Annotated in this window: 10 protein-coding genes; 5 read left to right on the top strand and 5 right to left on the bottom strand. The window is 60.8% G+C overall.

The features are described from left to right. Positions 1 to 111: 111 nt before the first annotated feature. From T3A99_RS10625 to T3A99_RS10615, 3 genes are all read left to right on the top strand, one after another. The gene (locus T3A99_RS10625; RefSeq protein ID WP_322834285.1) at positions 112 to 2,169 is read left to right on the top strand and encodes a type VI secretion system tip protein VgrG; all 2,058 of its coding nucleotides are present in this window, start codon (positions 112 to 114) and stop codon (positions 2,167 to 2,169) included. Beyond that, entirely contained in the window at positions 2,166 to 2,900 is a 735-nt protein-coding gene (locus T3A99_RS10620) for a DUF4123 domain-containing protein (RefSeq protein WP_322834284.1), read from the top strand. Before T3A99_RS10625 ends, T3A99_RS10620 begins: the two co-directional genes overlap by 4 nt. Positions 2,901 to 2,994: 94 nt before the next feature. Then, positions 2,995 to 3,834, top strand: a complete 840-nt coding sequence (locus T3A99_RS10615; RefSeq protein ID WP_076382940.1) for a 23S rRNA (adenine(2030)-N(6))-methyltransferase RlmJ — start codon at positions 2,995 to 2,997, stop codon at positions 3,832 to 3,834. A 118-nt stretch (positions 3,835 to 3,952) separates the two neighbouring features. Here T3A99_RS10615 and msrA read toward each other — a convergent pair whose 3' ends face one another. The 5 genes from msrA to aceE form a co-directional block, all read right to left on the bottom strand. Further along, positions 3,953 to 4,600 (bottom strand): peptide-methionine (S)-S-oxide reductase MsrA, encoded by a 648-nt coding sequence (gene msrA / locus T3A99_RS10610; protein ID WP_047226186.1) that lies wholly within the window; start codon positions 4,598 to 4,600, stop codon positions 3,953 to 3,955. A 79-nt stretch (positions 4,601 to 4,679) separates the two neighbouring features. Further along, positions 4,680 to 7,373: a putative bifunctional diguanylate cyclase/phosphodiesterase gene (locus T3A99_RS10605; RefSeq protein WP_047225915.1), complete on the bottom strand. Its 2,694-nt coding sequence runs from the start codon at positions 7,371 to 7,373 to the stop codon at positions 4,680 to 4,682. 194 nt (positions 7,374 to 7,567) lie between these two features. Further along, entirely contained in the window at positions 7,568 to 8,962 is a 1,395-nt protein-coding gene (locus tag T3A99_RS10600; protein WP_322834283.1) for an alkaline phosphatase D family protein, read from the bottom strand. Between the two features lie 321 nt (positions 8,963 to 9,283). Continuing rightward, positions 9,284 to 10,930, bottom strand: a complete 1,647-nt coding sequence (gene aceF, locus T3A99_RS10595) for a dihydrolipoyllysine-residue acetyltransferase (RefSeq protein ID WP_322834282.1) — start codon at positions 10,928 to 10,930, stop codon at positions 9,284 to 9,286. 11 nt (positions 10,931 to 10,941) lie between these two features. Further along, a complete protein-coding gene (aceE, locus tag T3A99_RS10590) occupies positions 10,942 to 13,587 on the bottom strand; it encodes a pyruvate dehydrogenase (acetyl-transferring), homodimeric type (protein WP_047225912.1) in 2,646 nt (881 codons plus the stop codon). Positions 13,588 to 13,970: 383 nt separating this feature from the next. Here aceE and glnE point away from each other — a divergent pair, with 383 nt between their 5' ends. Both glnE and waaF read left to right on the top strand, forming a co-directional pair. After that, positions 13,971 to 16,910, top strand: a complete 2,940-nt coding sequence (gene glnE, locus T3A99_RS10585) for a bifunctional [glutamate--ammonia ligase]-adenylyl-L-tyrosine phosphorylase/[glutamate--ammonia-ligase] adenylyltransferase (protein WP_322834281.1) — start codon at positions 13,971 to 13,973, stop codon at positions 16,908 to 16,910. Positions 16,911 to 17,237: 327 nt separating this feature from the next. Then, positions 17,238 to 18,272: a lipopolysaccharide heptosyltransferase II gene (waaF, locus tag T3A99_RS10580; RefSeq protein WP_107321432.1), complete on the top strand. Its 1,035-nt coding sequence runs from the start codon at positions 17,238 to 17,240 to the stop codon at positions 18,270 to 18,272. Position 18,273 lies beyond the last annotated feature (1 nt).

Raw genomic sequence — 18,273 nt, 5'->3', positions numbered from 1 at the left:
GCGGCTTTAATCTCCTTGAATGTAAGGCAATTCTGTTTTTCCTGAGGTCCGATCAACTCTCCCTGGTGCTCATGCAGAATCGCCCGCTTTTATTCAGCAGAGGCACATCGGATGTTCGCGCCTGCCAACCAACCACGTTTCACCCTGGCACTCGACAGCGGGCCGAATGAACTCAAGGTGCTTGAGTTCAGGGGCAAGGAAGCCATCAGTCAACCCTATTGCTTTGATCTGGAACTGGTCAGTGAGCGGCCGGATCTGGCGCTGGAAGACCTCCTGCATCGTCAGGCCTTTCTGGCTTTTGATGATCAGGGGCGGGGCATACACGGCCAGGTTTATAGCGCGGCCCAAGGCGACTCGGGCAAGCGCTTGACCCGTTACCAGATCAGACTGGTACCACGCCTGGCTTACCTGGACCATCGAATCAACCAGCGGATTTTCCAGCACCTGAGCGTGCCGGCAATCATTACCCTGATCCTGACGGATCACGGGATTCAGGGTGACGCGTTCCAGTTCAACCTCGGTGGGCAATACCCCGAACGCGAATACTGTGTGCAGTTTGGTGAAAGCGACCTGGCCTTCATCGGGCGGATCTGCGCCGAGGCCGGGATCCATTATCACTTCCGGCACAGCCGCGACGGCCATCTGTTGGTGTTCGGTGACGACCAGACGGTGTTTCCTCGCCTGCCCGAGTCGACGTTGTATCTGCCCGGCAGTGGCATGGCCGCCAGCGAGCCGGCGATCAAGCGCCTGGCTGTGCGTCTACAGACCCGGACCACGGCGGTGACGCTGCGTGACTACGATTTTCAAAAGCCCGGTCTGCTGTTGCAAACCAGTCTGGACAGTCAGCAGCAACCGGCTCTGGAGGCGTATCACTACCCCGGCCGGTTTTCCGATCGCGACCATGGCCGGCACCTTACCCGGCGCGCACTGGAGCGCCATGGCGCCGACCACCGTCTGGCCGAGGGGCGCAGCGACCAATGCGCACTCGTCAGTGGGCACTTCCTCCAAATCAACGGGCATCCCCGAGCGCAATGGAACGATCTCTGGCTGCTCACGCAAGTCACCCACCATGGTCGCCAGCCACAAGTGCTGGAGGAAACGGTCAGTGACAGCCCGGATGAGTTCCAGGGCTACAGCAATACGTTCCTCGCCATCCCGTGGGATGTTTTCTTTCGTCCGCCCCTGTCCCACCAAAAGCCAGCCGCCCACGGTTATCAGTCGGCGGTGGTGACGGGGCCGGTGGACAGCGAGATCCATTGCGACGAATACGGACGGGTCAAGGTGCAACTGATCTGGGATCGCCACGGTCAGCGCGACGAGCACTCCAGTTGCTGGCTACGGGTGGCCACGGGTTGGGCCCATGATCGCTATGGCAGCGTGATGATTCCCCGGGTCGGCATGGAGGTGCTGGTGGGTTTCATCGACGGTGATGTGGACAAGCCATTGGTCGTGGGCTGCCTGCCGAACGGCGCGACCCCGGTGCCCCTGGACCTGCCGGCCGATAAAACCCGCAGCATATTGCGCAGCCAGAGCAGCCCTGGCGGGGGCGGTTATAACGAATTGCGCATCGAGGATCGCCAGGGCGCCGAGGAGATTTACCTGCGGGCTCAACGCAACTGGACCCAGCATGTGCTACATGATCAGCGGGTTCAGGTTGATCACGAACGCAGCATCGTCGTCACCGGCACCGCGCGGCATGAGCTCAAGGCCGATGAGTTGCGCATCACCCATGGTCAGCGCCAGGTTGAGGTCAGGCAGGATGATCATCTGGTGGTGGCCGGCGAGCGGCATATTCGGGTAACCAGTCAGGCCCTCAATGCCACCCAGCAATTTCACGTCAGCGCCGGGCAGCAAGTGGTGCTGGATGGCGGCGTCAGCGCGACCATTCAGGCCGGTGGGCATTGGATCAACATCGGGGCTGGGGGAATCTTCAGCAGCGTGCCGATCCAGGTGGGTGGGGCACCGATGACGGCCAGGAGTGCCGCGCCAGGTTTACCCGGCTGTCCCGAAACACTTGTCGCGGCCGCAGCCGCGCAACTTTCCCTCGCGCAAGTTTTCAGCCTGCAGGGCCAGGCGCCATTCTGTGAGGAGTGTGAGCGTTGCAAAGAAGGCGTCTGCGAACCATTGCCGGTGATGCCCAGGCGGGCTGGTGTCCAGGAGCGTCCATGAGTACCGGTCAATCTCCCCGCGCCTGGCTTGAGCAACACCCCTTGCAGGCATCCGAGCAGCTCTACGCCATTTTCAGCAGCGCCAGCACCGCCGGGCCGCTGATGACCTGGAGGCGTTCGATGACGGTGGCGCCCAGCCCGATCTGGGCCGATACGCCTTACGCCGACTGGGAAACGGTCATGCCCTATGTCGGAGCTGTCGCCCCGGACAGCGAGTTTCTTGACTGGGTCGCGACGACCGACTCGCTTGATTGGGGCTGGCTGGCGGTGACCGCTTGCAGCCAGCAAAGCCTTGCCGAACATCTGTGCGGGCTCACCCAGGTTCTGCTGCCCGGTGGCAAGTCGGTCTTTTTCCGCTTTTGGGATGGGCGTTTTATCCAGCCGATCCTGCGATCGGATGCGGTGGAGGTCGGCCAGCTGTTGCCCGCCATCAGCCGTTGCCTGATCAACGGTCGGTCTTTCGAGATCCCGGGAAATGCCCTGCGCCCGGCCCGGGCGTTCCCCTGGTGGGAAGTGCCTGCGCTGTTGTTGCAGGAACTGGCCGGGGATACGACGGACTGTCTGCTCAATAACCTGCTCAAGTGGTTGAGCGAAGAGCATCCGTATCTGTTCGAACAGGCCGACGAGAGCATCCTGCGCTGCAAGATCAGGCATTTTCTTGGGGAGCCAGGGATGGTTCATGGGCCAAAAGCCCCCCTGCAAGAATACTTGATGCAGGAATTGGGCAGATGACCACCGGGTGTGGTCACGGCCCGTCCGCTCGGCTGCGACCCCCTGACGTTGGGCGCGCTTCAAGGTAAACTCCTCGGCCTTCGCAGGAGCCGCCATGAATTATCGCCACGCCTTCCACGCCGGCAATCACGCCGATGTGTTCAAACACCTGACCTTGACCCGTCTCATCGCTTTGATGTCGCGCAAGGAGCAGCCCTTCGCCTATCTCGATACCCATGCGGGCATCGGGCTGTACGACTTGCAGGGCGACCAGGCCAATCGTACCGGCGAATACCTTGAAGGCATAGCGCGGTTGTGGGGCCAGGAGGATCTGCCCGCGCTGACCGCCGACTACATGAAAGTGCTGCACGAAATGAACCCGGACGGGCAGTTGCGTTACTACCCGGGGTCACCGGAACTGGCGCGGCGCCTGACCCGTCCACAGGATCGGGTACTTCTGAACGAAAAACATCCAGAAGACGGTGTGCTGCTCAAGGACAACATGAAAGGCGATCGTCGCGTGGCGGTGCACCTGGGCGAAGGCTGGCATGTGCCCCGGGCGCTGCTGCCGGTGGCGGAAAAGCGCGGCCTGATGTTGATCGATCCGCCCTTTGAGCAGCTTGATGAGATGCAACGCTGCGCCGCGTCACTCAAGGAGGCCATCGGTCGGATGCGCCAGACAGTGGCAGCAATCTGGTACCCGGTGAAAGACCAGCGGATGTTGCGCCGCTTCTACCAGGACTTGGCCGGCACCGGTGCGCCGAAATTGTTGCGAGTGGAATTGCTGGTGCATCCGCTGGCCACGCCCAATAGCCTGAACGGCTCCGGCTTGGCGATTGCCAATCCGCCATGGGGGCTGGAGGAGGAATTGCGCGAGCTGCTGCCTTGGTTGTCGAAGAAGCTTGGGCAGACCCAGGGCGGCTGGCAGATGGATTGGTTGATCGCTGAAAGCTGATCAGATGCATTGATACCGTCTGATAGGGCGCCTTCGCGAGCAAGCCCGCTCCCACAGGGTTCTGAGCCTGACCAATGTGGGCGCGGGCTTGCTCGCGAAGCTTTTCAGCGGCAAAAAGTCAGATCGGGCAAGTCACGCCCGTACCGCCAATTCCGCAATAACCTTCAGGGTTCTTCGCCAGGTATTGCTGGTGATAAGCCTCGGCGAAGAAGAACGTCGGGGCTTCTTCGATTTCGGTGGTAATGACGCCTTTACCGGCCTTGGTCAATTCAGCCTGAAATACTTGCGCGCTGTGCTTGGCGGCAGCCAGTTGGGTTGGGTTGGTGGCATAGATCACCGAGCGGTACTGGGTGCCGATGTCATTGCCCTGGCGCATGCCCTGGGTCGGATTGTGCAGCTCCCAGAACATCTTCAGAAGCTGCTCGTAGCTGACTTTTTCTGGCTCGTAGACCACCAGGACCACTTCGCTGTGGCCGGTAAGGCCCGAGCAGACTTCTTCGTACGTCGGGTTCGGCGTAAAACCACCGGCGTAACCCACCGCTGTACTGACCACGCCTTCGCGCTGCCAGAACTTGCGTTCCGCGCCCCAGAAACAGCCCAGGCCGAAGATCGCGAAATCCACGTCCATGGCAAACGGACCCAGCAGCGGCGCATCGTGGACGAAGTGTTTTTCCGGCACGGTCATTGGGGTTTCGCGGCCAGGCAGAGCTTGTTCTTGAGTAGGGAGCACGTTTTTGTTCACCAGGATTTCCGAGCGCAAGACCATCATCAGTCCTCTCAGTCAGATTGAGTTGAGCGAATGTAAGCAATGAGACCGTCAGTGTGCCCGAGTGTTACACCGCTTGTCAGGCAATTGGGCCGCGCGGATAACGCTTGAGCTTCTCGATCAGCTCCGCGCCGGGGATCGGTCGGTCGAACAGGTAGCCCTGGCCGACGTCGCAGCGGTGGCGCCGCAGGAACGCCAGTTGCTGTGCGGTTTCGATACCTTCGGCCACCACCTTGAGTTTCAGGTTGTGGGCCATGGCGATCACCGCGGAAGTGATTTCCATGTCGTCCTGGTTGTCCGGGATCTCGTGGATGAAGCTGCGATCGATCTTGATGATGTCGATCGGGAATTTTTTCAGGTAACTCAGGGATGAGTAACCGGTGCCGAAGTCGTCCATGGCCAGGGTCAGGCCCAGGCGCTTGAGTTGGTCGAGCTGCAGGTGGGTGTCTTCGGTGGCCTCCAGCAGCAGACCTTCGGTCAGTTCCAGTTCCAGCAGGCGGGCCGGCAGTTGTTCTTCCTTGAGGATGCTGGCGATCGAGGCGACCAGGTCCGGGTCGGAGAACTGCTTGGGCGAGAGGTTGATCGCCACTTGCAGGTTGCCCAGGCCGGCGGCGGTCAATTGCTTGCTCATGCGGCATGCCTGACGGGCGATCCATTTGCCGATGGGGATGATCAGGCCGGTTTCTTCGGCCACGCTGATGAACTGATCCGGGCGAATCATGCCCTTCTCGGGATGGTTCCAGCGCAGCAGCGCCTCCATGCCCAGCAAGCGACCGCTGCGCAGGCACAGTTTTGGCTGGTAGAACACGTCCAGCTCGTTCTGGGTCAAGGCGCGGCGCAGGTTGTTTTCCACGAACAGCTTGTAGCTGGCCTCGGCGTTCAGCGCCTCGGTGAATACCTGGACCTGATGCTTGCCGTTGGCTTTGGCCTTGTGCAGGGCGAGTCCGGCGTTGCGCATCAGGGTCTGGGGGTCGCGGCCGTGCAGTGGCGCGCAGGCCAGGCCCACGGAGCCGGTCACGCTGATCAGCTGGTTATCGACGAACATCGGCTTGTCGAGCGTCATCAGCAACTGGCTGGCGATCTGCTGCCCGGCCTCCAGGTCGGTGTCGTCCAGCAGTACGGCGAATTCATTACTGGCGAACCGTGCCAGGCTGCCGCTGGGGCTCAGGCTGTTGCGCAGGCGGCGGGCCAGGCTGATCAGCAGCTTGTCGCCGGTCTGATGGCCGAGGCTGTCATTGATGCGCTTGAAGTTGTCGATGTCCACCAGCAACAGGCTGATGGGCGAATCGCTGTCCCGGGCAAAGCGCTCATCGAGGTTGCGGATGAACGCCGGGCGGTTGCCCAGGTTGGTCAGGTTGTCGGTGTAGGCCAGGCGCTCGATGCGCTGCTGGGCCAGTTTGGTCTGGGTGATGTCTTCGTAAATGCCGATGTAGTGGGTCAGTTCACGGTTATCGCCATAGACCTTGGAAATCGACAATTGGCCCCAGTAGGGTTCCAGATTCTTGCGTCGGCTCTTGAATTCACCTTGCCAGCTATTGCTCTGGGCCAGGGCCGACGGTGCATCGAACAGCAGCTCGCTGAGGTTTTCCAGGGCCGGTAGTTCCGACAGGCGCTGGCCGTGGACTTCCTCGGTGGAATATTGGGTGATGGCGGTGAAGCTGGGGTTGACGTATTCCACCACGCCGTCGCAATTGACCAGCAGGAACGCGTTGGCGCTCTGCTCCACGGCGCGCTGGAACAAGTGCAGGGCGTTGGTGGCGGTCCGGCGGTTGTGGTTGTTGATGACCTGGGCGAACTGGTCAGCCAGTTCACCGGCAAAGGCGATCTCGTCGGACTGCCAGGCGCGGGTGACGCCTATCTGCTCCAGGCACAGTACGCCCACCACCTGGCCGTCGATACGAACGCTGGCGTCGAGCATGGCGTTGACTTCACGGGTGCGCAGGCTTGCGGCCATTTCCCGGGTACGCGGGTCGCGCATCGCATTGTGCGCGTCGATGGCGCGGCAGGTCTGCAGCGCCTCCATGTAGTCAGGAAACTCGTTGGCGTTGATCACGTCCGGCAGAAAGTAGTCTTGGGAGGCGCGGTTATAAGCCGAAATCGGCACCAACTGGCCATCTTCCAGGTTCCAGATGCTGGCGCAATCAATCTGGTAGATGTCGCAGGCGCTGCGGGTGATGAGCTCGGCGGCTTCCTGCAGGGAATTGTTGGCGCTGTAGCGCTGGCGGGTCAGCAGCAGGATCAGGTCCTGCTGGGCGCGCACCCGGTCCAGGTGTTGCAGCTGCTCCTGCTGGGCGCGCTGGTTCAGTTCCAGGGCAATTTGCAGGCGCGAGTTTTGAGTTTCCAGGTCCAGGGCCGGCATCGACGGCTCGCTTGCCAGCAAATCGTCCACGGCCAGCAGGTAGCCGCGTAGTAGATGGCGATTGTGCTGTTTATAGGGCTCGCCCATTTCCAGCATATTCATGGCGCCCTTGGCGGTGTGGAGCGTGTAGCGGATCAGGTAATGCGGGGCCTGGGCCAACTGCTGCTGGATCGCATCGTGGAGTTGATAGCGCGCTTCGGGCTCCATCAGGCTGGCGTAGGGCGAACTGACCAGCGAGCAAAGCTCAACGGCCGGCAGACCGAAGTAACGCTCGCAGTTGGGGTCGAGGAACAGCAGCGCCCAGCTTGCTTCATTCAGCCGTTCGAAACGCAGCATGCCGAGCCGCGAGGGCACCGGTAACTGCGTCACTACCTCGGCCGCCATACGGCTGGCGGCATCGGGTTGGCTTTTCATGGGGAAACTCGCTTCGAAAATGCTGATCGCGCCGGGCTGACGCCCTCGTTATTACGGACTGCCGCAAGGTTGCATCATTGCGGCACTGGCTGACAAGAGAGATGAAGGCCAAGTGCTATAAACCTTTTATCGGCCGACGAAGGGATTTCTCCAGTCGCCCGCCGATCAGACGGCATGGGTGGTTATACCACCCGTCAGCGCAGCGGGATATCTACTGTATGTAATGGGCTGCCATCACGGTCGTGAAACGTGACCTGAACGCTCTGCGCCGTGACTTTCAGGTGGGCGAAGTTGTCCTGGCTGATGACCTTGCCGCTCAACCCATAGCGATAGTCCCCGCTGGGCGTCCGAGCCATGGCATCACCAAAAATAAAACTCGCGGCGCTGGCATAAGGAAGCAGTTTGCTGTTGCAAAACGGCGAGGAAACGATGGTATGTACCTCGAAGTCAGGGTCCTGGCTGTGACTCAGGCGACTGGTGAGAGAGCCATGGACGTCGCCGGACACGAAAATAACGTTCTTGATCCGATGGCGGCGAACGGTTTCCAGCAGGCGCAGACGCTGTTCCGGGAAGGCCTGCCAGGCGTCCGAGGTATTGAGCTTGCGGTCCGGGTAGAACATCACGCCGGTCACGATGAACTTGACCCGCGCCGGACTGTTGACCAGCCATTTGATCAGCGATCGTTCCTGCGCTTGATCCAGGATACGTCGATCATCCGCCGACAGATTGCGCTGGGTCCGACTGTCGGTGACGAACCATTCGATATCGCCGTGAGCGAACTGATACCAACATTGTCTCAATGGTTTGCTTAATGTTCCGTCACTTGATAGTTCATGTGCCGGACTATGGCTGGCTTGATAAAGCGCATAGGCGTCCATGGCATTGGCATAAAAGTTTTCGTCGCCTTTTTTCTTGCTAGCAGGCCAATTATCTTTGATTTCATGATCGTCGAGAATCATGTAGCTCGGTGTTCCCGCCATCAACTTTCTAATATGCGGCTGGGAAAAGGCGGTGCGGTATTTGAAAAGAATATCCTTTGGGTTCCGGTCCGGGGCGACAATATTCAAATCGTCTAGATAAACCTGGTCGCCGGTCATCACTACAGCACTGATCGGCGGGTCGGCCTGGGCCACGATGCGGTTGATGCCAGCGAAAGTCCGGTCGCCCAGTTCAGGTCTGGAGGGGACGCCGGCCGTCACCCGCAGGTAGCGGCAGGAACCCACGATATAGCTGCGCGGCGCACTGGTTTTGCTGGACGGCGTGCGCATCTGATAAATATCCCGAGGCCATTGCAGCGGCAGTTCCTGGACGGTTTCGATTGTATGAGTAGGGCTCAGGCGGCTGAACCAGCCGGCTTGGTATTCATAGACGGTATCGGCCTGAAGGTTCTTCAATACGATGACATCGGACATGTCGCGGTAAGCATGCAACTGAACAAAGTGTCCTTTCGACCAGATTGAATCTCCCTGGCGCCGGTAACGGATGGCGGCGAATACCAGGCTGTTCTTATCGTTATCCCCTCGCAGGAATATCCGCGTGTGATGAGGTGTCGTGTGGCCGACAATAGGGCCAACAGTGGGTTTGAACATCATTCGAGTCCATTCGAAGTTAAAGTTTTTTTAGATTTTTTGAGGTAAGTGGTTAATGGCTTCCCTGAACTCATCCTAAAGCGATGCATGGGATAAATATTGATAGGGGAGGGGGCGTGAGTTGTGGGAAACGTCCAATAGATGACGTAGTCATCTAGGTGGAGTGCAGTCGGAAAGTTGGGCCCTGGAACGGGCTGCTCTGCAAGTTCGACTTTATTTCAGGCAAAAAAAAGCCCCGCCAAACGGGCGGGGTTGAGGTACGAGCGTGGCGCTCGGAAAACAGCGGTCCGAAGGGCCCTCCGTGGGGAGGGCCGCCCGGTGTTACAGCAAGATGGTACGGATGTCGCCCAGCAGGTCGCTCAGACGCTTGGTGAAGCGTGCAGCGGCGGCGCCGTTGATCACACGGTGATCGTAGGACAGCGACAGTGGCAGCATCAGCTTCGGCTGGAAGGCTTTACCGTCCCAGACGGGCTGGATGGTGGCTTTGGAGACCCCCAGGATCGCCACTTCCGGCGCGTTGACGATCGGCGTGAAGCCGGTACCGCCAATGTGGCCGAGGCTGGAAATGGTGAAGCAGGCACCCTGCATGTCGTCGGCGGTGAGCTTTTTGCTCCGGGCTTTTTCGGCCAGGGCAGCGGCTTCGCCAGCCAGTTGCAGCAGGCTCTTCTGGTCGACGTTGCGGATGACCGGTACCAGCAGGCCTTCCGGGGTGTCGACGGCAAACCCGATGTGCACGTATTTCTTGCGAATGACAGCCTTGCCGCTTGGGGCCAGCGAGCTGTTGAAGTCCGGCAATTCCTTGAGCAGGTGCGCACAGGCCTTGAGCAGCAGTGGCAGCACGGTCAGCTTGACGCCAGCCTTCTCGGCCACGGCTTTCTGCGCGACGCGGAAAGCTTCCAGTTCGGTGATGTCGGCCTGGTCGAACTGAGTCACGTGCGGAATGTTCAGCCAGCTGCGATGCAGACTCGACGCGCCGATTTGCATCAGGCGAGTCATTGCCACTTCTTCGGTTTCACCGAAGCGGCTGAAATCCACTGCCGGGATCGGCGGGATGCCCGCACCACCGGTAGCACCTTCGGCCGGAGCGTTCTTGGCCTTCTGCATCATGGCCTTGACGTAAGTCTGCACGTCTTCTTTCAGCACGCGACCGTGTGGGCCGCTTGGGCTGACGGCGGACAGCTCGACACCAAATTCACGGGCCAGCTGACGCACCGCAGGGCCGGCATGCACCTTGGCACCGCTGGGTGCAGGTGTGGCGGCAGGAGCAGGAGCAGGAGCTGTCTCGGCCTTGGCGGCAGGCGCGGCAGCCGGAGCCGGAGCTGGAGCGGCTTCGGCCTTGGCGGCAGGCGCAGCAGCCTGGGCTGGGGCAGCAGGTGCCGCAGCACCGGCCACTTTCAGCTTCAGGATCAGGTCGCCGGTGCCCACTTCGTCTTCCAGCTTGATCTCGACGCTTTCCACCACGCCGGCGGCCGGCGACGGGATTTCCATGCTGGCTTTGTCGGATTCCAGGGTGATCAGCGACTGGTCGGCTTCGACGGTGTCGCCGACCTTGACCAGCACTTCGATGATCTTGGCCTTGCCCGAGGAGCCAATGTCCGGAACATGAATGTCCTGGACCGTGGCTGCGGCAGGCGCGGCGGCAGGGGCGGGAGCCGCCTCGGCAACCGGTGCGGCGGCAGGCTTTTCAGCCGCCGCCGGGGCAGCAGGAGCCGCCGCCTCAGGCGCCGCAGCGGCGCCCTCGACTTCCAGCTCCAGCAGTTCGTCGCCTTCTTTCAGGCGATCGCCTAGCTTCACTTTCAGGCTTTTGACGATACCGGCCTTCGGCGCAGGCACTTCCATGCTGGCCTTGTCCGATTCAAGCGTCAGGATGCTCTGCTCGGCTTCGATACGGTCGCCGACCTTCACAAACAGTTCAATTACTTCACCTTCACCGCTGCCGATGTCAGGTACGCGAATGAGTTCGCTCACGGAAATTCTCCTCAGCAGTCCAGTGGGTTGCGTTTTTCCGGATCGATGCCGAACTTGACGATGGCCTCGGCCACCACCTTGGGTTCGATATCGCCACGGTCAGCCAGGGCTTCCAGGGCTGCCAACACAACGAACTTACGGTCGACTTCGAAGAAGTGACGCAGCTTCTTGCGGCTGTCGCTACGGCCGAAACCGTCGGTGCCCAGCACCTTGAATTCCTTGGAAGGAACCCACTGACGGATCTGCTCGGCGAACAGTTTCATGTAGTCGGTAGAAGCGATGACCGGACCTTTGCGGCCGTTCAGGCATTCTTCGACGTAGCTCAGTTTCGGCTTCTGGCCCGGGTGCAGACGGTTGCTGCGCTCCACGGCCAGGCCATCGCGACGCAGTTCGTTGAAGCTGGTAACGCTCCACACGTCAGCGCCGACGTTGAACTCTTCACGCAGGATCTTCGCTGCTTCACGCACTTCGCGCAGGATGGTGCCGGAGCCCATCAGCTGGACGTGGTGCGCCGCTTCGCGGGTGTCTTCTTCGAGCAGGTACATGCCCTTGATGATGCCTTCCTCCACGCCGGCCGGCATGGCTGGCTGCTGGTAGGATTCGTTCATCACGGTGATGTAGTAGAAGACGTCCTGTTGCTCTTCGGTCATCTTCTTCATGCCGTCCTGGATGATCACCGCCAGCTCGTAGCCGTAGGTTGGATCAAAGGTGCGGCAGTTCGGGATGGTGGCAGCCAGGATGTGGCTGTGACCGTCTTCGTGTTGCAGGCCTTCGCCGTTGAGCGTGGTCCGGCCGGCGGTACCGCCGATCAGGAAGCCACGGGTCCGGCTGTCGCCAGCGGCCCAGGCCAGGTCGCCGATACGCTGGAAACCGAACATCGAATAGAAGATGTAGAACGGCAGCATCGGCTGGTTGTGGCTGGAGTACGAAGTACCGGCAGCGATGAAGGAGCTCATGGCGCCTGCTTCGTTGATGCCTTCTTCGAGGATCTGGCCCTTCTTGTCTTCCTTGTAGAACATCACCTGGTCTTTATCGACTGGCTCGTAGAGCTGGCCGACGGAGGAGTAGATGCCCAACTGACGGAACATGCCTTCCATACCGAAGGTACGGGCTTCGTCCGGGATGATTGGAACGATGCGCGGGCCGATTTCCTTGTCCTTGACCAATTGCGCGAGGATCCGCACGAAGGCCATGGTGGTGGAGATTTCACGGTCGCCCGAGCCGTCAAGGATCGCCTTGAGGGTATCGAGCGATGGGGTCGGCACGCTGAAGCTCTGGGCGCGGCGCTGGGGCACGAAACCACCCAGTGCGGTGCGACGCTCGCTCAGGTAGCGGGCTTCGGCGCTGTTGGGCTCCGGCTTGAAGAACGGCAGGTTTTCCAGTTCCTCGTCCTTGACCGGGATGTCGAAGCGGTCGCGGAACAACTTCAGGCTGTCGACGTCGACTTTCTTGGTGTTGTGCGCAGTGTTTTTCGCTTCGCCGGCACCGGTGCCATAACCCTTGATGGTCTTGGCCAGGATGACGGTCGGTTGTTCCTTGTGGTTGACTGCTTCGTGGTACGCCGCGTAGACCTTGTACGGGTCGTGGCCGCCACGGTTGAGCTTCCAGATCTCGTCGTCGGACAGATCGGCAACCATTGCCTTGAGTTCAGGCGTGTTGAAGAAGTGCTCACGGACGAACGCGCCGTCCTTGGCCTTGTAGTTCTGGTATTCGCCGTCGATGACTTCGTCCATGCGGCGCTGCAGGATGCCGTCGACGTCCTTGGCCAGCAGTGGGTCCCAGAAACGGCCCCAGATGACTTTGGTCACATTCCACTGGGCGCCACGGAACACGCCTTCGAGTTCCTGGATGATCTTGCCGTTGCCGCGAACGGGGCCGTCGAGGCGCTGCAGGTTGCAGTTGATGACGAAGATCAGGTTGTCCAGCTTCTCGCGGCCAGCCAGGGAGATCGCGCCCAGGGATTCCGGCTCGTCGCACTCGCCGTCGCCCAGGAAGCACCAGACTTTCTGCTTGCCTTCGGGAATGAAGCCACGGGCTTCCAGGTACTTCATGAAACGCGCCTGGTAGATGGCCTGGATCGGGCCCAGACCCATGGATACCGTCGGGAACTGCCAGAAATCAGGCATCAGCCAAGGGTGCGGGTAGGACGACAGGCCCTGACCATCCACTTCCTGGCGGAAGTTGTTCATCTGCTCTTCGCTGATGCGGCCTTCCATGAATGCACGGGCGTAAACGCCTGGCGAGGTGTGGCCCTGGAAGTAGATCAGGTCGCCGCCGTGTTCGTCGGTCGGGGCCTGGAAGAAATAGTTGAAGCCGATGTCGTACAAGGTTGCGCTGGAGGCGAAGCTGGAGATGTGACCGCCCAGGTCAGAATCTTTCAGGTTCGTACGCATCACCATGGCCATCGCGTTCCAGCGTACCAGCGAGCGAATGCGGCGTTCCATGAACAGGTCGCCGGGCATGCGTGCTTCGTGGGTAACGGGGATTGTGTTGCGGTATGGCGTGGTGATGGCGTAAGGCAATTGCGAACCGCTGCGGGTTGCGAGTTCGCCCATACGGGTCATCAGATAGTGAGCACGGTCTTCGCCTTCTTTGTCGAGAACCGATTCCAGGGCGTCCAGCCATTCCTGGGTTTCGACGGGATCGAGGTCTTGCATGGCTTGCTCCAGGGCGGAAAGGCTACCAGAATCGGTTGCCTGAGTTTGCGACTGGCCTTGTGGGCAGACGGTATAAATTCTTGGATTGCCGAAGGTTGTTTCGGCGGCGTGTAGTTTTACTACAAATCGTCGGCCGTTTCAGCCTTTCGAATGTATAGACGAGTAGTAAAACTACACATGAGCGGCTTATGGCCCCTCGTTTCGTTGTGAGAATAATCGTTACTGTTGGTCGTTAGCCAACTCGTACAGGTAAAAACTTGATGTCGGCTGCCAATAAAATCAGATTTTCAGCTATTTATCATCTTTGTTCGACAGTCGATCAGGTAGTGGCAGTTGAAAAAACACTACATCCAGCCTTTCCCCGCGCCGATCAAGGATAGACCATGAGCCTGCCCCCGCTTACCGAAGTTCCGGCAATTCTCCAGTCATTGGTCAGTCGTGCCGAGCAGTCGTTCCGTGCGGCGGTCGCTTCCCTGGACGACGACCACGGGCTGTCCACCTGGGCGCCCGAACGCTGGAGCGAGTTCAACCGTGTCGCCGCCGCCAGTGATTTTTTTATCGAGCAGAGTGTTCGTGACCCCTCTATGTTGCTGGAACTGGTGCGCAGCGGCGAACTGGACCGCCACCTGGCTCCCGGCGAAATGTGCGCTCAGATTGGCGCAGCCGTCCAGGCCGCCGAGACTGAAGACGAACTGGGTCGCATCCTGCGTCGCCAGCGCAGCCGCCAACAGGTGCGGATCATCTGGCGCGACCTGACCCGCCAGGCCGACCTGGTCCAGACCTGTCGCGATCTCTCCGACATGGCCGATACCTGCATCGACCAGGCCTATCAATGGCTGTACCAGCGCCATAGTCAGCAATTCGGTACGCCTACCGGGCGGCGCAGCGGTGAACCGCAGCACATGGTTATCCTGGGCATGGGCAAGCTTGGTGCGGTGGAGCTGAACCTGTCGTCGGACATCGATCTGATTTTCGCCTACCCCGAGGGCGGCGAGACCGTTGGCGCCAAGCGGGCACTGGATAACCAGGAGTTTTTCATTCGTGTGGGGCAGCGCCTGATCAAGGCCCTGGACCCGATGACCGTCGACGGCTTCGTATTTCGCGTCGACATGCGCCTGCGCCCCTATGGTTCGGCCGGAGCGCTGGTGCTGAGTTTCAACGCGCTGGAGCAGTATTACCAGGACCAGGGTCGTGACTGGGAACGCTACGCGATGATCAAGGCGCGGGTGGTGGCGGGAGACCAGGGGGCCGGCGCGCAACTGCTCGACATGCTGCGTCCGTTCGTTTATCGCCGTTACCTGGATTTTTCCGCCATCGAAGCGCTGCGCACCATGAAGCAGTTGATCCAGCAGGAAGTGCGGCGCAAGGGCATGGCCGACAACATCAAGCTGGGTTCGGGCGGCATCCGCGAGGTGGAGTTCATTGCCCAGGCGTTCCAGTTGATCCATGGCGGTCGTGACTTGAGTTTGCAGCAGCGCCCGCTGTTGAAAGTGCTGGCGACCCTGGAAGGCCAGGGCTATCTGCCGGCCAAGGTGGTCGATGAGCTGCGCCAGGGTTATGAATTCTTGCGTTACACCGAACACGCGATCCAGGCCATCGCCGACCGCCAGACCCAGATGCTGCCGGACACCCCGCAGGATCAGGCGCGCATCGCGTTCATGCTGGGTTTTGCCGACTGGGCGGCCTTCCATGAGCAATTGATGTACTGGCGCGGTCGCGTAGCCTGGCACTTCGGCCAGGTCATCGCCGACCCGGATGAAGAGCAGGACGGCGAAAGCGAAGTGACGGTGGGCGGCGAATGGTTGCCGCTGTGGGAAGACAGCCAGGATGAAGGGGCGGCGTGTCGTCAACTGGAGGAGGGCGGCTTCGCCGACGCACCCAAGGCGCTCAAAGCCCTGGCCGCCCTGCGCGGCAGTGCGCAATTGCGCGCCATGCAGCGTCTGGGGCGCGAGCGTCTGGATGCATTCATTCCGCGCCTGTTGGCCCAGGCGGTGGAGCATGCCAATCCGGACCTGGTGCTTGAGCGCGTATTGCCGCTGGTGGAAGCCGTGGCGCGCCGATCGGCCTATCTGGTGCTGCTGACGGAAAATCCCGGCGCCCTGCGACGCCTGCTGACGCTGTGCGCGGCGAGCCCGTGGATTGCCGAGCAGATCACCCGCTTTCCCCTGTTGCTCGATGAATTGCTCAACGAGGGGCGACTTTTCAAGCCCCCCCTGGCGCCGGAACTGGCGGCGGAGTTGCGTGAACGCCTGACACGCATCCCCGAGGATGATCTCGAGCAGCAGATGGAGGCCCTGCGGCATTTCAAGCTCGCGCACCGTTTGCGGGTGGCCGCCTCGGAAATCGCCGGCAGCCTGCCGTTGATGAAAGTCAGCGATTACCTGACCTGGCTCGCCGAAGCAATTCTTGAACAAGTGCTGGCCCTGGCCTGGCGCCAGACCGTGGCCAAGTATGGCGTGCCGCTGCGCACTGACGGCAGCCTGTGCGATCCGGGGTTCATCATTGTCGGTTATGGGAAAGTCGGCGGTCTGGAATTGGGGCATGGTTCCGACCTGGATCTGGTGTTCATCCACGATGGCGATCCGCAGGCGGAAACCGATGGCCCGAAACCCATCGACGGCGCGCAGTTTTTCACCCGGCTCGGCCAGCGAATCATCCATTTGCTGACGGCCCAGACCAACTCTGGACAGCTCTACGAAGTGGACATGCGCTTGCGGCCGTCCGGGGCGTCGGGGTTGCTGGTCAGCTCCCTCGGGGCTTTTGCACGCTATCAGGAGAACGAGGCCTGGACTTGGGAGCATCAGGCTTTGGTGCGGGCTCGGGTGCTGGTGGGCAGTCAGGACGTGGGTCAGGCGTTCGAGAAGGTTCGTGCCCAGGTGCTGGGGCGCAAGCGTGATTTGTCGACGCTGCGCCAGGAAGTCAGCGAGATGCGCGCCAAGATGCGCGATAACCTCGGCAGCAAGGTCACCGCTGCCGGAACCGCAGCAAATGCCTTTGAAGCCACCGCGCCGTTCGACCTCAAGCAGGATGCCGGAGGTATCGTCGACATTGAATTTATGGTGCAATACGCGGCCCTGGCGTGGTCCGAGGAGCACCCGTCGCTGCTGCGCTACACCGATAACATCCGCATTCTGGAAGGGTTGCAGGACGTCGGGCTGATGCCGGTCGAAGACGCTACCCTGCTGCGCGAGGCCTACAAAGCCTACCGCTCAGCCGCCCACCGCCAGGCTCTACAGAAAGACGCCGGGGTGATTACAGGCGACCAGTTTGTGGATGAGCGCAGGCAGGTGCTGCGAATCTGGCGAGAACTGGGGCTGAGCTGAAGATTTAAATGTGGGAGCGGGCTTGCTCGCGAAGGCGGAGTGTCAGGCGACATTGATGTTGGATGTGCCGGCCCCATCGCGAGCAGGCTCGCTCTCACAATGGATTTGTGGTGCTGCACCATACTTGAAGTAGATGAATTTCCCTGTGGGAGCGAGCCTGCTCGCGATAGCGGAGTGTCAGGCGACATTGATATTGGATGTGAGAGCCTCATCGCGAGCAGGCTCGCTCCCGCAGTTGTAGAGTGACGGCAGCAGGCAACGTCCTAAGCCACAGTGATTGTCGAGGCGGGGAGGCGTAGGCCTCCCCGCATCGTTTTTGGAAGCCACATGAATATTCTGATCGTAGGGCCCAGTTGGGTCGGTGACATGGTGATGGCGCAGACACTGTTCCAGTGCCTCAAGCAGCGCCACCCACAGTGCGAAATCGACGTGTTGGCCCCCGAGTGGAGTCGGCCGATTCTTGAGCGCATGCCCCAGGTGCGCAAGGCCTTGAGCTTCCCGCTCGGCCACGGTGTGCTGGAGCTGGCGACCCGTCGACGCATCGGCAAGTCCCTGGCCGGTCAGTACGACCAGGCGATCCTGTTGCCCAATTCGTTGAAATCGGCACTGGTGCCGTTCTTCGCCAGTATCCCCAAACGCACCGGTTGGCGTGGCGAGTTCCGCTACGGCTTGCTCAATGACGTGCGCACGCTGGACAAAGAACGCTACCCGCTGATGATCGAGCGCTTCATGGCCCTGGCCTACGAGCCAGGTGCCGAGTTGCCCAAGCCGTATCCGCGCCCAAGCCTTGCGATCGACCCGGTGACCCGCGAAGCGGCGCTGGCCAAGTTCGGTCTGAGCCTGGACCGCCCGGTGCTGGCTCTCTGCCCAGGCGCTGAGTTCGGTGAGTCCAAGCGCTGGCCGGCGGAGCATTACGCCCAGGTCGCCGAGACGAAGATTCGCGAAGGCTGGCAGGTCTGGTTGTTCGGTTCGAAAAACGATCATTCGGTGGGCGAGGACATCCGCTCGCGCCTGATCCCGGGCCTGCGGGAGGAGTCGGTGAACCTCAGCGGCGATACCTCCCTGGCCGAAGCCATCGACCTGTTGTCCTGCGCCGATTCGGTGGTGTCCAACGACTCCGGCCTGATGCACGTGGCCGCCGCCCTGAACCGGCCACTGGTGGCCGTGTACGGTTCCACTTCGCCGGGCTTTACGCCGCCGCTGGCCGAAAAAGTCGAAGTCGTACGCCTGGGCATCGAATGCAGTCCGTGCTTCGACCGCACCTGTCGCTTCGGTCATTACAACTGCCTGCGCCAGCTCATGCCGCCGTCGGTGAACGATGCCCTGGGGCGTTTGCAGGGCGCACCGGTGGAGGTTCAGTAAC

Source organism: Pseudomonas sp. N-137, from assembly GCF_034555295.1.
GTDB lineage: Bacteria > Pseudomonadota > Gammaproteobacteria > Pseudomonadales > Pseudomonadaceae > Aquipseudomonas > Aquipseudomonas rhizophila.
This window is presented reverse-complemented; position numbering and strand designations above follow the sequence as displayed.

Coding starts and splice junctions, on each gene's coding strand:
- glnE (WP_322834281.1), top strand. CDS start 13,971: ATGAGCCTGCCCCCGCTTACCGAAGTTCCGGCAATTCTCCAGTCATTG.
- T3A99_RS10625 (WP_322834285.1), top strand. CDS start 112: ATGTTCGCGCCTGCCAACCAACCACGTTTCACCCTGGCACTCGACAGC.
- msrA (WP_047226186.1), bottom strand. CDS start 4,600: ATGGTCTTGCGCTCGGAAATCCTGGTGAACAAAAACGTGCTCCCTACT.
- waaF (WP_107321432.1), top strand. CDS start 17,238: ATGAATATTCTGATCGTAGGGCCCAGTTGGGTCGGTGACATGGTGATG.
- T3A99_RS10600 (WP_322834283.1), bottom strand. CDS start 8,962: ATGTTCAAACCCACTGTTGGCCCTATTGTCGGCCACACGACACCTCAT.
- T3A99_RS10605 (WP_047225915.1), bottom strand. CDS start 7,373: ATGAAAAGCCAACCCGATGCCGCCAGCCGTATGGCGGCCGAGGTAGTG.
- T3A99_RS10615 (WP_076382940.1), top strand. CDS start 2,995: ATGAATTATCGCCACGCCTTCCACGCCGGCAATCACGCCGATGTGTTC.
- aceE (WP_047225912.1), bottom strand. CDS start 13,587: ATGCAAGACCTCGATCCCGTCGAAACCCAGGAATGGCTGGACGCCCTG.
- T3A99_RS10620 (WP_322834284.1), top strand. CDS start 2,166: ATGAGTACCGGTCAATCTCCCCGCGCCTGGCTTGAGCAACACCCCTTG.